This is a genomic window from uncultured Campylobacter sp. (genome assembly GCF_938045205.1).
Classification (GTDB): Bacteria; Campylobacterota; Campylobacteria; order Campylobacterales; family Campylobacteraceae; genus Campylobacter_B.
In genome coordinates this window covers 13,225-30,558 of sequence record NZ_CALIMY010000045.1, presented here as the reverse complement: position 1 = coordinate 30,558, position 17,334 = coordinate 13,225, and the positions used below count along the sequence as shown (strand labels likewise).

Annotated in this window: 14 protein-coding genes; 7 read left to right on the top strand and 7 right to left on the bottom strand. The window is 47.9% G+C overall.

The genetic code is table 11. From position 1 onward, the window contains the following. The first annotated feature begins 44 nt into the window (after positions 1–44). The 5 genes from Q0198_RS02905 (at position 45) to Q0198_RS02885 (ending at position 2,961) form a co-directional block, all read left to right on the top strand. Positions 45–521 carry a hypothetical protein gene (locus tag Q0198_RS02905; protein ID WP_297894744.1) on the top strand — a complete coding sequence of 159 codons (477 nt, stop codon included), beginning with the start codon at positions 45–47 and terminating at the stop codon, positions 519–521. Positions 522–555: 34 nt separating this feature from the next. Further along, complete coding sequence (locus Q0198_RS02900; protein WP_297894741.1) at positions 556–735, top strand: hypothetical protein; 180 nt, start codon at positions 556–558, stop codon at positions 733–735. A gap of 9 nt (positions 736–744) precedes the next feature. Beyond that, the gene (locus tag Q0198_RS02895; RefSeq protein WP_297894738.1) at positions 745–1,032 is read left to right on the top strand and encodes a hypothetical protein; all 288 of its coding nucleotides are present in this window, start codon (positions 745–747) and stop codon (positions 1,030–1,032) included. A 377-nt stretch (positions 1,033–1,409) separates the two neighbouring features. After that, on the top strand, positions 1,410–1,706 hold the full coding sequence (locus Q0198_RS02890) for a hypothetical protein (RefSeq protein WP_297894735.1): 297 nt from the start codon (positions 1,410–1,412) through the stop codon (positions 1,704–1,706). Positions 1,707–2,046: 340 nt separating this feature from the next. After that, entirely contained in the window at positions 2,047–2,961 is a 915-nt protein-coding gene (locus Q0198_RS02885) for a DUF3137 domain-containing protein (RefSeq protein WP_177387312.1), read from the top strand. A gap of 234 nt (positions 2,962–3,195) precedes the next feature. Here Q0198_RS02885 and Q0198_RS02880 read toward each other — a convergent pair whose 3' ends face one another. Both Q0198_RS02880 and Q0198_RS02875 read right to left on the bottom strand, forming a co-directional pair. Further along, the gene (locus Q0198_RS02880) at positions 3,196–5,568 is read right to left on the bottom strand and encodes a ribonucleoside-diphosphate reductase subunit alpha (protein ID WP_297894733.1); all 2,373 of its coding nucleotides are present in this window, start codon (positions 5,566–5,568) and stop codon (positions 3,196–3,198) included. 384 nt (positions 5,569–5,952) lie between these two features. Continuing rightward, a complete protein-coding gene (locus Q0198_RS02875; protein WP_297894731.1) occupies positions 5,953–7,401 on the bottom strand; it encodes a DUF945 family protein in 1,449 nt (482 codons plus the stop codon). A 138-nt stretch (positions 7,402–7,539) separates the two neighbouring features. On the opposite strand from Q0198_RS02875, the gene Q0198_RS02870 reads away from it, so the two are divergent. Together Q0198_RS02870 and recJ are read left to right on the top strand one after the other, a co-directional pair. After that, positions 7,540–9,171: a CTP synthase gene (locus Q0198_RS02870; protein WP_297894728.1), complete on the top strand. Its 1,632-nt coding sequence runs from the start codon at positions 7,540–7,542 to the stop codon at positions 9,169–9,171. Then, positions 9,161–10,741, top strand: coding sequence for a single-stranded-DNA-specific exonuclease RecJ (recJ, locus tag Q0198_RS02865; protein ID WP_297894725.1), 1,581 nt, complete (start codon positions 9,161–9,163; stop codon positions 10,739–10,741). Before Q0198_RS02870 ends, recJ begins: the two co-directional genes overlap by 11 nt. 535 nt (positions 10,742–11,276) lie before the next feature. Here recJ and Q0198_RS02860 read toward each other — a convergent pair. From Q0198_RS02860 to Q0198_RS02840, 5 genes are all read right to left on the bottom strand, one after another. After that, complete coding sequence (locus tag Q0198_RS02860; protein ID WP_297894722.1) at positions 11,277–11,606, bottom strand: cupin domain-containing protein; 330 nt, start codon at positions 11,604–11,606, stop codon at positions 11,277–11,279. A 66-nt stretch (positions 11,607–11,672) separates the two neighbouring features. Continuing rightward, positions 11,673–14,723 carry an NnrS family protein gene (locus tag Q0198_RS02855; RefSeq protein WP_297894721.1) on the bottom strand — a complete coding sequence of 1,017 codons (3,051 nt, stop codon included), beginning with the start codon at positions 14,721–14,723 and terminating at the stop codon, positions 11,673–11,675. Next, a complete protein-coding gene (locus Q0198_RS02850) occupies positions 14,716–15,405 on the bottom strand; it encodes an ATP-binding cassette domain-containing protein (protein WP_297894718.1) in 690 nt (229 codons plus the stop codon). The genes Q0198_RS02855 and Q0198_RS02850 overlap by 8 nt, the downstream gene beginning before the upstream one ends. Beyond that, the gene (locus tag Q0198_RS02845; RefSeq protein WP_297894715.1) at positions 15,405–16,202 is read right to left on the bottom strand and encodes an ABC transporter permease subunit; all 798 of its coding nucleotides are present in this window, start codon (positions 16,200–16,202) and stop codon (positions 15,405–15,407) included. Before Q0198_RS02845 ends, Q0198_RS02850 begins: the two co-directional genes overlap by 1 nt. Then, the gene (locus tag Q0198_RS02840) at positions 16,196–17,155 is read right to left on the bottom strand and encodes an ABC transporter substrate-binding protein (protein WP_297894713.1); all 960 of its coding nucleotides are present in this window, start codon (positions 17,153–17,155) and stop codon (positions 16,196–16,198) included. Before Q0198_RS02840 ends, Q0198_RS02845 begins: the two co-directional genes overlap by 7 nt. Positions 17,156–17,334 lie beyond the last annotated feature (179 nt).

Genomic DNA, 17,334 nt, shown 5'->3' with positions numbered 1-17,334 from the left:
TTGTATAGTATCACGCAGCGAAAGGTTTTTAAAAGGCGACGGCAATGATAAAAAGTATTATAGACCCAACTAATTTCGATATAGAATTTAGAAAAATAAGTAGAAATAAAAGAGGCGTAGCCAGATCGAGAATAGATTTTGAAAATATCGATGTCGAGGCTAAAATAAGGCTAGTTATGTTTTTAATTTCAAAAGCAAGCCACTTAGATAGCGTAGTTTATAAAATTCTTTTTTGGGAAAGAGATGAGAAAATAGAAGAATATCTTCTTAAAAATATGAAGGGGCAATACACAAAAGCTAAGCCTTATAAAAACGGCGCCAGAGCGGGCGTTATTTTTATAAAAGAAAAGACGCTTGAGCCAAATTTTTTGAGATCCATACTGCTGCGCCATTTTAATTTTGAGCTGGCAAAAGAACCCTCTTTGAACATTAGAGTTCAGTTAGCCGTAAACAATAAAGAGAAATTTTCGATTTTATTTGATATATACGATGACCGAGGCTGCTATGTGTATTACTTTTAAAATTTTATAATGAAAATATTTGAGGAAAGAGGATATGGCAATTTGGCAATGTGAGTTTTTTATTCTGCCTAAAAGCGATACCTACGATCTGCAATACGACCGGCAATATGGCAATATAAAGCTCTTTGAAGACGATAAGTATTGGAAAAAGGCAAAGATCAAAAAGAGATATTTTCTGAAATTTTCGCACCTATTAAAGCCCGAAAAATCTTAGTCTAACGAAATGGATCTATATGGAAGCGAAAACGGCAACCGCTTAGAGGTACTTTTTGATGCTAATAATATAATAGAGTCCGTTACGTTTCGTATCGATTTTAGATCCGAGTATGAAGCAGTATTAAGGGGCGTAATATCATTGTGTGAGAAAAACGGTTTTTGCATTATAGACGGCAATTTAAAGAATTTAAAATTATCCTTTAATGCTATAAAAGAGGCAATCAACAAATCCAAAAACAAAGAATTTTTTACAGAACTTGTTAGAAATAGTATAATAGGCGATAAAGACGAGTAGCCCATCATAGAAGCCGTAGACGATTTCAAATTTAAGGATGATTAAAAATGATTGTAAAATGTATAAAAGAAGATAGGCATGAGCATCTGAGATTAAATAGAACCTATTTTGTTCATGGTATCCAATATGAAGAGGGGCGGATTTATTATTGCATATTACCGTTTGAAGACGATATAGATTACAATCGATTTAATAGCGAATATTTTCAAGTAATCGATGAAACGGTGCCTACGAATTGGAAATTTGGGATGTACGGGGAATATTTTAGATGTTTTACCGCATCTTACGAAGAGCTCGTAGCCGATGAAGATCATTATGGAAAGCTTATTGATGGAGACCCAATAGAAGAGGAAATTTTTAGGAAGAAAAGAGCCGAAATGATCGATGACGTATATAATACGCATATTATCAAAGATCTTAACCGTTTCATATATGATCTAAGCTCCAACCTATCGGTGCAGATGAATATCGCAAATAAAGTACTGGATATAGAGATATCGGACGCAAACGCTGAGGCCAAACATCGCAAAATGAATATTTTAAAGGATGACGGATATAGCTGGTATTTGATCGAATCAGACGTAAGCACCTTTAAAGCCAATGCTACTAATGATTATTTAAGACCCGTATTAAAATATCTTAAATTGTGGCTAGGCAGAAAGAATTTTAGATAACCGGGCAGAAAGGTTTAATACGGCAAGCGCGATCGATAAAGAAATTTTTATAAAAATTTTAAACGAAGATATCGATGTATGGCGCCCGGTAAAGGCTGTTCAAATCGCGCAATATATTTTTAAAATTACCGATACGACGAATTTTGAATCCGAACTGGATGAAATTTTAGAATTCAAATACGGCGATATTGTAAAATGCAGAGAAAAAGGCGGCGATTTATATGCTTTTGAGCTATTATGAAAAAACCCGCCTTATAAATAGCAACGCGCTTATCATATGGCTTGATTTAATCCCATTTTTCGCTATAATGAGCGTCAAATTTCACTCACGGGGATAGCGATGAGCCTTGTTTCTTACGAATTAAAAAAGCAAAAACTAGATGGAGCACGCAATGTGGCGCTTTGGAAGGCGCGCGGCGGTGTAGCAGTGGTAGTACTGGCGCTGTTTATTGCTATGCGCAAGGATTTCGGAGATTTCTCGTTCCTGTTTTTATTGGTACTGCTAGCTCTTGCTTATCCTGCTTACAAATACCTAGCCGTGCGTATTTCGCGTAAATTTGAAGCGCTCAGTGAAGAGGCTTTTAAAAACGAATTTTTGCTTTGGATCGCAAAGGAGCTGCGCCTTACCTTTCAGCCTTTCGGCGCGTTTTTACTCGATGAAATTTACAAAAATCCGCTCCGTAAAGAGGCAAATCTATGCACTTGCAAGCACGCTATAGTGGGCAAGACGCCCGAATTTGGCATAAAAATCGGCGACATCTGCCTAAGTCGCGATTTCGATAAAAACAGAGAAAATCGGGTATTTGAGCTGGATAAAATTCTGCATCTCAAAAAAAAGGATGATACGGCGATTTTCGACGGGCTTTTTGCAAAATTCGATTTTAGCGAGACTTTCGATAGCAAAATTTTAGTCGTACCGCGCGGAGAGTTTATCTTCGGCGCGTCGGATCTTAAGCTGCTTAAAGACAGCCCGCATCTAAGCGCGTCGTTTGACGTATATCTCAACAATCCCGCTGCTGCCGCATTTTTGCAAAACAAAAAAATTTTAGAAAACATGCAGACGATCACCGTAAATTTGTTCGGCAAAACTGAGCTTTATCTGGGTGAAAACAGCCTCGTAATCGGCGTTGAAAATAGCGAAATTTTCAAATCCGCGCCGAGCTCGCAAAGCGCAAAACTGCTCGAAAGCCTAAATAAAATGATCGAGATCGCTAAAATTTTTGCCTATCTTAAAAAGCTCGGACAGGTAGAATAATCTACGCTTTAAATTTGAGCGAGCGCCGTTGAAACAATTTGGTTCTTGCGAAGGCTGCGCTTTTTTGCTCGTCCGTTATTAAATCAAACTACTTCGAAAGGCAAGGAATTCTTTAATAAGCAATTTCGCTTTGCTATCGACCTGAGCCGCTTAAATTTTACAAAAATTTTATAGCGGCTCTTAAAAATTTCAAAATTTTTCAAATTTTATATTCAACCATAGCGCCGCCGTATTTTACTGACACCCCTCGCACTCGATCGAGCGGTCCGCGACGTTGTTTAGCTTCTCGCTATCTGGGCTTTCGGAGCGCAGGTAGTAGGTCGATTTTAACCCGAGCTGCCACGCAAGCGTGTAAATTTCACTCAAATAGCCGCCGCTTGCCTTATCCAGGCTCATGAAGATATTTAGGCTCTGACCTTGGTCGATCCATTTTTGGCGGATGGCGCCCGCCTTTACGAGTAGGCGTTGATCGAGCTCGTACGCAGGTACGTACGCCTGCCACGTTTTCGGGCTTAAATTCGGCACGACGACCGGGATCATGCCGCTTAGGTTGTGCTCGAACCATTTACGCTTATACACCGGCTCGATCGTCTGCGTGGTGCCTACGAGTATGCTGATGCTCGATGTCGGCGCGATCGCCATCAGGTAGCCGTTTCGCATGCCGTCGCGCTTTACTTTCTCGCGCAGTCCGTCCCAGTCGCAGCTACTCTGCTCAAAGAGTCCGCCGCGCTTAACGAGCGCTTTGGCGTTTTCGTTCGCTAAATCGACCGGGAAAATTCCTTCGCTCCACTTCGAGCCCGCGAAATCGGGGTATCTGCCCTTTTCTACGGCTAAATTTGAACTTGCCTTGATCGCGTTAAAGCTCACGTTTTCCATTATCCTATCAATCAGCTCGAAGTGCTCGTAGCTACCCCACTTCACGCCGCGCTCGGCAAGCATTTGCGCTTCGCCCATCACGCCGAGCCCTATCGCGCGGGTTTTTAGATTGGTGTGTTTGACCTTGGCGTGCGGGTAAAAATTTAGATCGATGACGTTGTCGAGCATTCGCACGGCGATCGGCATCACGCGAGCTATATCCTCGCGGCTATTGATTTTGCTTAAATTTACGCTTGCGAGGTTACAAACCGCCGTCGCGCCCTCGTCGCAGCCTTTCTCTACGATAAAAATTTCTTTGCCGCCCAGCGTGTCTAACGCCGTGATCTTTTTCGCCTTTTTTACGATGTCTGCGTCGGTTCTTACCTCTTCGTTTTCCTCAAACAGCCTCTCGCTGCCGTCAGCGAAAACGACCTTGATTTTGTAGTGGTTCGGCGCCGTGTTTTGAAAGATCTCGGTGCATAAATTTGAGCTTCGAATCAGGCCTTGATGCGCGTTTGGATTGATGCGGTTGGCGTTATCTTTGAAGCATAAAAAGGGCATTCCGGTCTCAAAATAGCTCGTTAAAATTTTCTTCCAAAGCTCCTTTGCCAGGATAGTGGATTTTGAAATTTTATCGTCGGCCTCGTACTGCTCGTAGCGCGCTTCAAATTCCGCGCCATATAGATCGCTCAGATCGCTTACTTCTGCAGGATCGAAGAGCGTCCATTTGCCGCCGTTTTGAAGCCTTTTCATAAACAGATCGTTTATCCACAGCGCGGGGAAAATTTCATGCGCGCGGCGCCTCTCCTCGCCTGAGTTTTTGCGCAGATCGAGGAAGTCGCTCACGTCCATATGCCACGGCTCGATATACACGGCGATAGCGCCCTTGCGCGTGCCCAGCTGATCGACGGCGACGGCGATGTCGTTCGTGATCTTTAAAAATGGGATGATACCGCCCGCGGCGTTTTTATGTCCGTCGATGCTGCCGCCCATCGCGCGCACCTTGCACCAGTCCCAGCCGATACCGCCGCCGAATTTGCTCAGAAGCGCCATCTCCTTGTAACTATCGAAAATTCCTTCGATATTATCAGGCGTGGAGCCCACGTAGCAGCTGCTTAGCTGATGTCGCGTCGTGCGGGCGTTTGAAAGCGTCGGAGTAGCCAGCATGACTTCAAATTTAGATATGAGATCGTAAAATTTTTTCGCCCAGCTCTGGCAGTCAAGCTCGTTTTGCGCGAGGAACATCGCGATCGCCATAAACATCTGCTGCGGAAGCTCGATCGGCGCGCCGCTTTTATCCTTGATGAGATAGCGATCGTAAAGCGTCTTGATGCCTAGGTAGTTAAACTGCAAATCGCGCTGCGGCTGCAGATAAGAATTTAGATCCTCTAGATCGTATTTTTCCTTAAGCCCGAGCATTATGCGACCCGCCGCCTCGCCGCGAGCGAAGTAATCTTTTAGGCTGTTGTAGCCGCTAAAGCCCGTTACCTTGTGATACAGATCGTATAAAAATAACCGCGCGGCGACGAAGGTCCAGTTCGGGCGGTCCACGTCGATCTTCTCGACTGCGGTTTTGATGAGGGTTTGTTGGATCTCCTCCGTGGTGATCATATCACGAAACTGGATCTTTGCGTCCACCTCAAGCTCGCTAAGGCTTACGTTTTCCAGCCCCTTTACCGCCTCGCTCGTGTATTTTTTGATCTTGCTTACGTCAAGTTCCTCGGTTCTGCCGTTTCGTTTGATTACTTTCATATCGTTCCTTGAAATTTAAAAATGCAAATTTAGCGTTAGTTTCCCAATATAAAATACGTCGTCAAAAGAGGCGGCGTAATAAATGCCGCTCATAATCCGCCGTCTTTTAAATTTACGCTAGCTGCGCTGCAAAAGCGCGCATTATAGCCAAATTTGCTTAAGTCTATCTGTCATTGTAAGTATGAGATTTTGGCTTGTAAGTTTTAAAATTTAGCAAGGCATGCAGAAACGATACGGTAAAATTTGAGCGAAATTTTATGGCGCCGCCACGAAATTTTGCAGGTAAAAATTTACGTGGAGCTTTACAAAATTCTGCGCCAAAAAAGCAAGAAATAAAAAGAGCTTTGCAAGCGGATTTAAAATTTGCTCGCAAAGCTTAAAAATTTAATTGTGCGGTAGCGGGATAGGCTTTCCGTTTAAGATCATAGAGTTGCTTGCCTTATCGAAGCTAAACTCCATCTTAACCCCATCTCCATCAGGCTTAAGAAACTGCGAGCCGTAAACTTCCGCCATAGGCGCAAAATCGCGCAAGCTGTCATAAGGCGATAGGAAGTCCGTGATGGTCGTATTTATCGTAGCTTTGCCGTCCAAGCTCATACGCTTAAAAAGCTGCGTCTCGTCGATGTAGCCGCCTACTAGCGCGCTTGCGTTAAAAGCAAATTTCTTACCGAGGCTATTTTCAAACGAAAAATCATTCACGTTGATTTTCATATCATCTTTTAGCAGCTTCATAAAAAGCTCTTTATTTTCCGCTAATTTTTCGCCTTCTTGTGGATTTGAGATAACAGACAGATATTTTTCGAAAAGTGCGGCGCTAAAGCTGGTATCGACGCCTAAATGGATGTTTCGCACTAGCACGTCAGCGATTTTTAGGCTTTGGGCTTTATCGCTTTCGTTGAAATTTAAAATTCCATCTTTTACGCGGTAGCTACCTTCCGTGCTCATATCCGTAACTACGACGAAGCGCTGTTTATCTACAGTTACGACGAGCTCTTTTGTGCTGCCTGCAAAATCTATGTCATTCAAAAAGAGCTTAGTTATATTATCGTCTAGATCTTGGATGCCATTTTTAAAGTTTGCCTCATAGATAAGATCCTTTATATCAAGACCCGAATCCTTGCCGTCATCTATAAAAATTTCACCGATTTGAAAACCCAAGGCTTTTATCGTTTTGCCGCTCATATCGCTCGTGCCGTTTAGGCTAAGGCCTGCAAGACGTCCTATTCCGCCATCTTCGAGCACATTTATATCGGCTAGCTTTGCGCTAAATTTAACCTCTGTAGGTCCGTAGTTTAGATGCGTGCTAAGCGGCGCGTCAGTCTTAAACAGCTTCTTGCAAGGCTCTGCGTAATATGGCGTCTTAATCGTTAAAATTCCGTCGCTCTCAAATCCATCCGCAGCGTTTTTTACGCTATGCTTAATAGTGTAGTCATAGCGAAAAGCAAAATCCTCCGGGAAAATTTTAGCAGGATCTGGCTCGTCCGTATCGTTGCTATCTTGCGCGCCTGCTTTTTCCTTTAGCTTGCTAAAGCCTTCAGCAAGGCTTTTTTGCAGTTTCTCTTTTTTTACTACGCCTTCGATAAAGCCGCTTGAGTTGCTATCTCCGGGATAAAATTTAGCGCTCTTAGTCTCGAAAATTTCGTTTCTAGCGATAAATTCCGCAATCTGCTGCTCAATCGCCGCGCTGGCACTCTTGCCGACCGCACTGTCAACCGTTTTGGTTATGCTATCGTTTACACTTTTAGCTACGCCCGTTTTAGCGTCCTTTGTCGCTACAAAAACGCCCACTATAAGCGCTACGATGAGCACTAAAGCCGCGATGATCTTTTTCATCATCTCTCCTTTAAATTTAAAATTTATTTGGGTGCGTATTTTGCCGTAAATTTCTAAAATTTTCAAATTCTAGCTTAGTGTGCTTTAACCTAAAAGAAGTTATAATCGCAACATTAATATCAAAATTTAGGAAAACTTATGGCAAAACAAACGAAATATATTTTCGTCACCGGCGGAGTGCTGAGCTCGCTGGGTAAGGGTATTGCGGCGGCGTCGATCGCGACGCTTTTAAAGCATGCGGGGCTTAAAGTGCGCATCCTAAAGGCGGATCCTTATATCAACGTCGATCCCGGCACCATGAGCCCGCTGGAGCACGGAGAGGTTTTCGTCACCGACGACGGCGCGGAGACCGATCTGGATTTGGGGCACTACGAGCGGTTCTTGGATGAAAATTTAAGCCAAGATAACAACTTCACCACGGGCAAAGTCTACAGCTCCGTCATCGAAAAGGAGCGCAGGGGTGATTATCTGGGTAAGACGATCCAGGTAATCCCTCACATCGTAGGCGAGATCGTGCGCCGCATAAAAAAGGCGGGCGAGGGCAACGACGTGCTGATCGTCGAGATCGGCGGCACCGTGGGCGACATCGAGGGGCTACCGTTTTTAGAGGCGATCCGCGCAATGAGAGTGGAGCTGGGTAGGGTAAATACGATGAATATCCACCTCACGCTCGTGCCTTTCATCAAGGTAGCGGGCGAGCTTAAGACCAAGCCCACGCAGCACAGCGTAGGCGAGCTGCGCCGCATCGGTATCAGCCCCGATATGATAATCTGCCGCTCCGAAATGCCGCTAAATCGCGCGCTTAAAGACAAGATCGCGCTAAGCTGCGGAGTGGATAAAAACTGCGTCATTGAAAGCCCCGATAGCGCGAGTATCTATCAGATCCCGCTTGCGTTTTTGAAGCAGGATATTTTAACGCCGATCGCGGAGACTCTAAGCTTAAACAAGCTCGAAGTCGATATGAGCAACTGGGACAGCCTCGTTAAGCGCGTCATTGTGCCTACGAACGAAACTACGATCGCCTTCGTCGGCAAATATATCGATCTGAAAGAAAGCTACAAATCCCTCACCGAAGGGATCATCCACGCGGGCGCGACGCTTGATACGCGGATAAGCTTAAAATGGATCGACAGCGAAAAAATTGAAGCGAGCAATGTGGATGAAATTTTCCGCGACGTAAACGGAATTTTGGTCGCGGGCGGCTTCGGTTCGCGCGGAGTAGAGGGTAAAATTTTAGCCATAAACTACGCGCGGGTGCATAAGGTGCCGTTTTTGGGCATCTGCCTGGGGATGCAGCTTGCGATGGTGGAGTTTGCGCGCAATGTCTTAAAACTAAAAAATGCCAACTCCTCGGAATTTGACCCGCAGACCGAAGATCCGGTGATCTACCTCATCGATAGCTTTATCGACGCAAGCGGCAAAAAGCAGATTCGCACGCACAAATCCCCTATGGGCGGCACTATGCGGCTGGGCGGCTATGACTGCGACGTCAAAAAAGGCTCGCTTTTGGGTAAAATTTACGGCGAGCAAAAGACCATCCGCGAGCGCCACCGCCACCGCTACGAAGCCAATCCGAAGTACCGCGCCGAGTTTGAAAAGCACGGTCTTATCGTCTGCGGCGAGAGCGACGGGCTTATCGAAGCGGTCGAGCTAAAAAACCATCCGTTTTTTCTGGGCGTGCAGTTTCACCCGGAATTTACCAGTCGTCTAGTGCGCCCAAATCCCGCTATTTTGGGCTTTATCGAAGCATCTATAAAAAATGCTAGGTAAAAATGAGATAAGGGAAATTCTAAAATCGAGATTTGCGAACGATCGGCATACTAAAATTTCTGAAATTCCCTTACCCTGCGATCTGAAAGATACCTATAAGGCGGCTTTGCGCATAAAAACTGCCATCGAAGAAAACCAGCGCATAGCCGTAGTCGGCGATTACGACGTCGACGGTATCGTAAGCACCGTCATAATGAGCGATTTTTTCAATCAAATAGGCGCGGAGTACGTTATCAAGATCCCGAACCGCTTCACCGACGGATACGGGCTAAACAGCGAGATTATTGAAGAGCTTGAGGATGTGGATCTCATCATTACCGTAGATAACGGCACCTCCGCGACGAAAGCTGCCGAAATTTGCGCCCAAAAGGGGATCGATCTCATCATCACCGATCATCACATGCCCCCGCCCGTGCTGCCGCGAGCTTATGCGATAATAAATCCGAAGCAGCCCGATTGCACCTTCCCAAATATCGAAATTTGCGGCGCGCAGGTAGCGTGGTATCTCGTAGGCGCGCTAAAAGAAACCCTCGGCGTGAACTACGATATGGCAAGCTCGATGGATATCCTCATCATCGCCATAATCGCCGATATGATGGAGCTGCGCGACATGAACCGCGCGCTTTTGCGCTTCGGTATCAAGCGGCTAAATAACTCAAACCGCGCCTGCTTCAAGGCGATTAAGGAGCACTATTTTAAAAAGCACTTCGAATTCGACGATATCAGCTACACGATCGCGCCGCTAATCAACTGCACGGGGCGGATGGACGATGCGACGATGTCGTATAACTTCCTATGCGCCAAAAATATCAGAGAGGCAAACCACTACCTAGAGACGATAAATTCGATCAACAACTCGCGCAAAGAGGAGGAGAAAAGCCTCTACGACGAGATCGTAAAAAGCGTCGATCCGAGCGACAACGTCATCGTCGTGTGGGGTCCGCAGTGGCACGAAGGGATCATCGGCATCGTCGCAAGCCGCCTAAGCAAGACCTACAAAAAGCCCGCGATCGTCTTTAGCGTAAGCGACTCTCGGGCCAAAGGAAGCGCGCGCAGCATCGGCAAATTCGACATTTTAGAGCTGATCTCCTCGCAAAGCGAAATTTTAACTACCTTCGGCGGGCACAAGGGCGCTGCGGGCGTGGGGATCGATCCTGCGCTACTTCAGGAGTTTAAGCGGCGCGTAAATGAGCGCATAACGCCTAAGGATCTGAGCGATTTTAGCGCGCAAGACGATCTGCTGGGCGAGCTGGACGCGTCGCAGATAGACTTCGAGCTGCTTGAAATTTTAGAATTTTACGAGCCGTACGGGCAGAAAAATCCTCGCCCGCTCTTTTGCATCAAAGGCGCGCGCGCCCGCAATATCAGGGAGATCGGCAAGGAGGGTAAGCATATCAAAATGGCGCTTGACAAAAACGGAGGCAGCGTCGAGGCGCTGTTTTTCAACTACGACTTTTTGCCGCGCGCGGGCGAGCGGGTCGACGCGATCTTTACGATTAGCAAAAACAACTTCCGCGGCACGATCACGCCTGAGCTCATCATCAAGGAGCTAAGCCCGAGCGAGAGCTAAATTTTAAAATTTAGACCGGTCTGGCGTGCATTTCGCGCCGGGCACGGCCTTTAAATTTAACTCTCGATCTATTAACTCGGCGCACATTGCGCACTCGGCGGGTTTGCCCTACTACAGCGTCCATCTGCTCTACTCGCCCGATATGTATTGCACGCTCGACGCATTGCCCTATTACAGCGCCTATCTGCTCGACTAGCTTGGCGCGCATTTGCATGCTAGGCGCGACTTCAAAATTTAACGCGCGAGCTATGGATTTGACTTGCGATGCGAGCTCAAGCGTGCGATTTCGGGGCTCCGCGCGGCGCGCAAACGCGATGTGTTATTTTCAGCTCCCGCACGGTTTGCAAAACAGACGAAATTTTTGGGCGCTGTAAAAGTAAAATTTAAACGTTTCTAAATTTTAAAATTTTGCGAGGGCGAGCGGGAGCAGGCGGGAACAAACAAGGCGATCCTAAGAATGAAATTTCGGATAAAATTTTATGAAACGGCGGGCGGGCTTAAATTTTAAAATTTGACCCGCCCTTAAGCTTAGAGGTTAAAAAACCACCACTAAAAACCACTTAAACGGCACCGGCGCGGAGATCGCGTGCGGCAAGCCCGCAGGCATGACGATGCTTTGCCCCGCTTTTACGCGGTGCTTCTGCCCGTCGATCGTGAAATCGCCCTCGCCCTCAAGCACGTAAACGAACGCGTCGCCGTCGGATTTGTGCGAGCTGATCTCCTCGCCGCCGTCGAAGGCAAAAAGCGTCATATTCAGCGCTGGATTTTGCGCGAGAGTGCGCGAAATCACCTTATGAGGGGATACTTCGACTAGCGAAGCAAGCTCTACGGCCTTAGCGGCGTCGATATTTTTGATGTGTTGCATAAGCTCTCCTTGAAATGAAATTTGATCGATTGTAGCTAAAATTTGGCAAGCCCGCTTTGATGAGCATCAATCCGGATCCGCGCTGAAAGGATTTTTCAGAAAGATCGGAATGAAGTTTATCAGATATAGCGCGACCGCGGCGATAAAAAGCGTCGCGGGGATCATCACGTATAAAACAAAGCTCTCGCCAGCAAAAACAGCTCTTAAACCTCCCGCGAGCAGAGCCAAAACGAGCGCCGCGCGGCTTAGGCGCGGAAAATTTAGCGGCGAAATTCCGCTGTGGCGCTGGCCGGCGATCATTCCTACGAAAAGTATAGCTCCGTAGATATAGCAGATCGCGATGACGTGCAGCGGCGCGGCAGCGTATCCTCCGCGGATCAGTGTCGCGCCCAGCCACAGGTATCCCGCCGCGCACGCAGCCTGCAGCGCGTAGTAAAACGCCATATAGTGGCGGCTTAGAATTTCGACGTAGTGCAGCTCGCGAAGTTTTGCCAAAAACAAAAACCCGATGCCAAGCGCGACAAACCCGCACGTCGCCTCACTTAAAAATGGCGTCGCGAGCGCCAAAGCAAAGGCGAGGAAAGCGGCTAAATTTTTGTAGATAAAATTTGGAATAAAAACAGCGTCCTTCAGCCCGCCCTCTCTTAACGCTTCGTTACCGATGACGACGCTTATGCGGTAGCTTACGACGGCGATTGCCGCGACGTTGATATGCACGAAGCTAAGCAAAAATTTCTCATCTCCGCTTGCGCCGTAGGCCGCAGAGCAGGCGCAAAACGCCGCTAAGACCGCCAGGATGCTAAAATTATTCGAGTTTTTATCCAGCCACAAAAGCCGCGCCGCAAAGATGAAAAATACCGCCCAAAACAGCCCCACAATCGCCGCCGCGAGCCGTAAATTTAAAAAGCTTGCGATAAAAGCCGCGATCAGGCAGGCGGCAAAAGCAAGCGAGACGGGCTTTAGCGAGCCCTCGAAATTCGTCCAATCGGGCAGCGCGGTAAGCAAAAACGCCGCGTAGATGCACGAGGGCGCCAAAAACAGAAAATAAAATTTATGAGCGGCGACGTAATCGATCGCCAGCGCGTCCGGCGCTAAAAAGCTAAGCGCGCCCAGCGCCGCAAAAAAGCAGGCGCAAAGAACGAAGGCGCGCATCGGATGAGAGAAAAAATTCCTAGCGCGCTCGTCTTTAAATTTAGGCGCGTAAAAACCTAGCTCTTGCCGCTGCGCCGGGCACGACTCGGGATTTTTGAGCTCCTGCGGCGAAACGGGCTCGGTTCGGTCTTGCGTGGAATTGGTCTTAAAATTTCGATCAGAATTTTTAGCGCTTTGCGAGAAGTTCTGAACAGAATTCGGCTCGGTGCTTCCGCCGTTTTGTGAGAAATCCCACGCGAAATTTTGATTTTTAAAGCTTTGCGCGGAGGCGGGTTTGGAATTTTGACTTTGATCGGAATTTTTGATGCCTTGCAAGAAGCTTAGCGGGAAATTCCGTTCGGAATTTTTAATGTTCTGCGAGAAACTCGGTTTGGAATTTGGCTCGGCACTTCTGCCACTTTGCGAAAAACCCTGAGTAGAATTTTGCTCGTAGATTTTACCGTTTTGCGGAAAGCTCGACAAAGAATTTTGATCAAAATTCTTGATACTTTGTAAAAAAACCTGAGCGGAATTTTGATTTTTAAAGCCTCGCACGGGCTCTGCCTCCGAATTGCGATCGGAATTTTTGGCACTCTGTGAGAGATTTTGCTCGAAATTTTGCTTGAAATTCTTAGCGCTCTGCGGGAATTTCGGCTCAAAATTTCGGCCCGAATTTCCGAAGCCTTGCATAGACCCAACTTCCCTACCGCGAGCGGAATTCCAAAAATTTTGTATAAAATTTAAAGCGGAAATTTTACAATTTTGCACGGGCTCGGCTTCCAAGCCCCGGTCAAAATTTTTAAAATTTTGTGTAAAATCCGAGGCACAAACTTTAGAATTTTGCGCAAATTCGCAATTTCTGTATCCGAGGCCGGGTCCGCACGGCGCACCAACCGCACTCTCAAAGTAAAATCTACGCGGCGCGGGAATTTTATTTTCAGGGCCCAGTCTGCCCGGCGTGCGGGTCTCGCGCCCAAAACTCGTCAAATTGTACGGACCGGCGCTCTTCTTGGCACCTTCGCCGGCGCGGATTTGCTTTTTTAAATTTACAAATTGCGAGGCGGCGAGGTTAAATTTCTTCAAATTTACGGGGCTAAAATTCTTAAAATCGCGCGCGACATGTAAATTCAAAAAATTCTGCACCGCACAAAAGGTGCCTAGAGTGGGATTTTGCTCGCTACCTAGCCCACTTGCATCGCAAAACAGCGAGTGGCAGGCACCCAAAATAGTTTTTTGAGTGCTACACTTCGCGCTAAATCCGCATGTATCAAAACCGCAACGTAGAAAGGTGTCTCGGTTCGCGCCAAATTTGAAGTACAAATGAACGCTCTGCTTCGTGCCAACGCGACGCAAGCAAATGCCTGCATTGAAATTGCGCTGCGAGCGTCCGCTCATACTAGATTGCAAACGGCCGTTCGTGCTAGAGCTGCGTCGCAAGCTGACACTCCTGCTAGGGTCGCGGCGTGAGTGGACATCTCGGTTCGCGCCAACGCGCCGTAAGCAAGCGCTCACGCTAGAGCTATACCGCAAGTAAGTACTCGCGCTAGAGCCGCAGTATGTATCGTTGCTAAATTGCGCTAAATTTCGCGCGGTAAAACCGCAGCACACTGCGCCGTTCAGGAGCACGCTCACGCTATAATCGCAGTTCGCACGGCTGTGCAGTTCGTATTTCGGTGTGATAAAACCGCGGTGCCCTGCATCCTGTGTGAGGCTGTGTCTGCCCGCGCCGACATCGATACATCCAGAACCCCGCAAAAGCTCGCGCCTGCGCGCATCCAGATCGTAGCGCCCGATGCCCCGAAAAAGCCCATCTATGCGTGCGCCGAGATCGTCGCATCTAGCGCCCGGCAAATGCCCGTGTCCGTACGCGCCCGGATCGCGATACGCGCCAAAGCTTCGCTTGCTCGCGTCTGAGCCGCAACGTAAGTTTAAATTTCGTGCGGAGCCTCCCTGTTTGCGCGCATTAAAGATAAAATTTCTATTCATAATAGCTCACCCCCCTAAACTGTTCGCTTACCACGCGCTCTTCGTATCGCTCGTCGCGCGCGCTTAGCGGCTCATCTAGGCTCACGATGCGCCTAAGCCCCATCCCTTTGGGCTCGAGCTCGATGATCTCGTGGCTTAGGCGTGCGGCTTCGAAGCGGTCGTGGGTCACCAAAAGGCAGGCAAGCCCCTCGCGCTCGATCTTTGAGACTAAAATTTCGATCAGCACGCCGCGCAGATCGCGATCCAGACCTACAAACGGCTCATCAAGCAGCGCCAGATCGCAGCCGCTAAGGATCGTGCGCAAAAACGCCGTGCGCTTTTGCATGCCGCCGCTTAGCTCGCGCGGGAATTTATTCAGATCGCTCGGGCTTAGCCCGATCTTTGCGGCGAGGGCGTAAATTTCGCTCACGCCCACGGGGCTAAAAATTTCGATATTTTTAAGCGCCGTGAGGTTAGGTAGCAGGCGGTTTTCTTGAAACAAAAAGCTGATTTTTTTAAAGCCGTTTTCGATCTGCCCGCTTTTTTTATCCTCCAGCCCGCAGACCAGCCGCAAAAGCGAAGTCTTGCCGCAGCCGCTCGGGCCAAAAAGCGTCTTTACTTCGCCCGCGCGCAACTGCAAAGAAAAATCTGAAATTATAACGTCGCGCAGAATTTCGTAGCGCAGATTTGAAATTTTTAGCATCATCTGCTCCACGGCATCAGTAAAATTTGAAGCGGCTTGGTCACGAGATAATCAAAAAGCGCCGTAAAGGCTATCACTAGGCACACATACGCCATGACCTCGACCGTGTCGATATTGACGCGCGCTTCGGCGATCTTTGCGCCGATGCCGTCGTTCGCGCCTAAAAGCTCCGCCATCACAAGCACCTTCGCGCCGTTGCTGACCGCGACGTAGATCGCAGGGAGCAGCCGCTCGATTAGATGCGGCGCGTAGAGGTAGCGCAGTTTTTTTAAAATTGAGCTTTTGTAGCTGTCGAAAAGCTCGGTGTATTCGGCGCTTACGCTAGCCATCGCCTGCGCCGCGGACGCAAAGGTCATCGGCGCGACGACGATAACGACGGTAAAAAGCACGCTTGTATCGCCGAAATGAAACCAAAATATCGCAAGCACGATCCAAACGATGGGCGGCGTCGAAAGAAGCACGGTAATTAGCGGGTTTAAAAAGGCTCGCAGGCTTTTGAAATACCCCGCCGCGAGCCCGCTGCAAATCCCCGCAAAAAGCGCGAGGAAGGTGCCTGCAAGCGCGCGCTTAAGCGACAGGGCTAGATCGTTTGCGGCGAAATTTTTTAAAATTTCGCACGCCTTAGAAAAAACAGCCGCGGGTTCGGGCAGAATAAGCGGCCCGTAAGCCTCGCTCGCTACCTGCCAGACGGCTATGAAAAAGCACACCGCCCCTAGGCTCGCAAAGCCGCCCCACAGATAGTCTATGACGTAAAACGCGGGGTTTTGAGCTTTGCGAATTTTATCGATTTTTAGCATAGAAAAAACTCGTCCTTAGGCATCGCGCCGCCGATGAGCTTAGGATTAAATTCCATCAAAATTTCATAAAATTTCAAAAGCTCGCCCTTGATCTCGCTAGGCTTTTTGACGCATAAATTCGACGTATCGATGCTCATAAATATCGCAGGCGGCGGCGCGGGAAAGAAATTCGTCCCGATTGCTGCAGCGCTTTGTTTGTTCGCTTTGATCCACGCAAGCGCGTCCGCTAAATCGGCATTTAAAATTTCAAAATCCGCCTTTTTCGCGGCGTAAAAATCGGTATCTGCGATGATGCCCGCTTGCGGGATTATAGGCTTTACCGAAAACGCCTGCGCCCACATATCGCTTAAATTTGCCCCTCGCTGCACGGCGATGCCTGATACTTTGCCCTTTAAGATCATAGCGCTTGCTAGTGGCTCGACCGTGATCGTGACGTCGTAGTCTTTGGCCAAAAACAGCTGCGCGCTCTCTGCGGGGCTGGCGGTGTAGTCGATGTTTAGCCCGCTAATGCCCTGCTTTTTCGCTATGGCTCGCACGATGATGTCTAGCATATCGTTTTTAAAAGGCATGACGATCTTTTTGCCCTTCAGCTGAGCAAATTCCGTTATCTTCTCGCCCTTGCTCATCACGAAATTTAGCCCCTCGGTGAGGATATTTACCATGCCGATCTTGCGCCCCTGATTTGCGAGGTTCACCCCCACGTTGCTAGGGCTCATCATGACCTTGTATTCGCCGTTTGCCACGCCTGCGCGCAGCTGATCTGGATCGCGCCAAAGCTCGAGCTTCGCGTCGTATTTTTTGCCGATCTGCCCCTGCATGCACGCAACGCCGATGATGAGGCTAGGCATCGCGGGCGCGCCGTAAATAGTAAAAGTCTCCTTTGCAAAAAGAGGGCTAGCAAGCCCGCTAGCCGCCAACGCAGACGTTAGTTTTAAGAAATTTCTTCTTTGCATCTTTTCCCCTTTTTATTCCTGCCAAACGGCAAGATTTTGATAATCGATGTGCAATTATATCAAAAACGGGAGTGATTCGGTTTGATTAAGCTCAATAGTCCCACTTTAAATTTTAATGCGCTAAAATTTAAAACGCCCTGCAGCGGTAAAATTTTATGCTAAAATGGAGAAAATTTCAA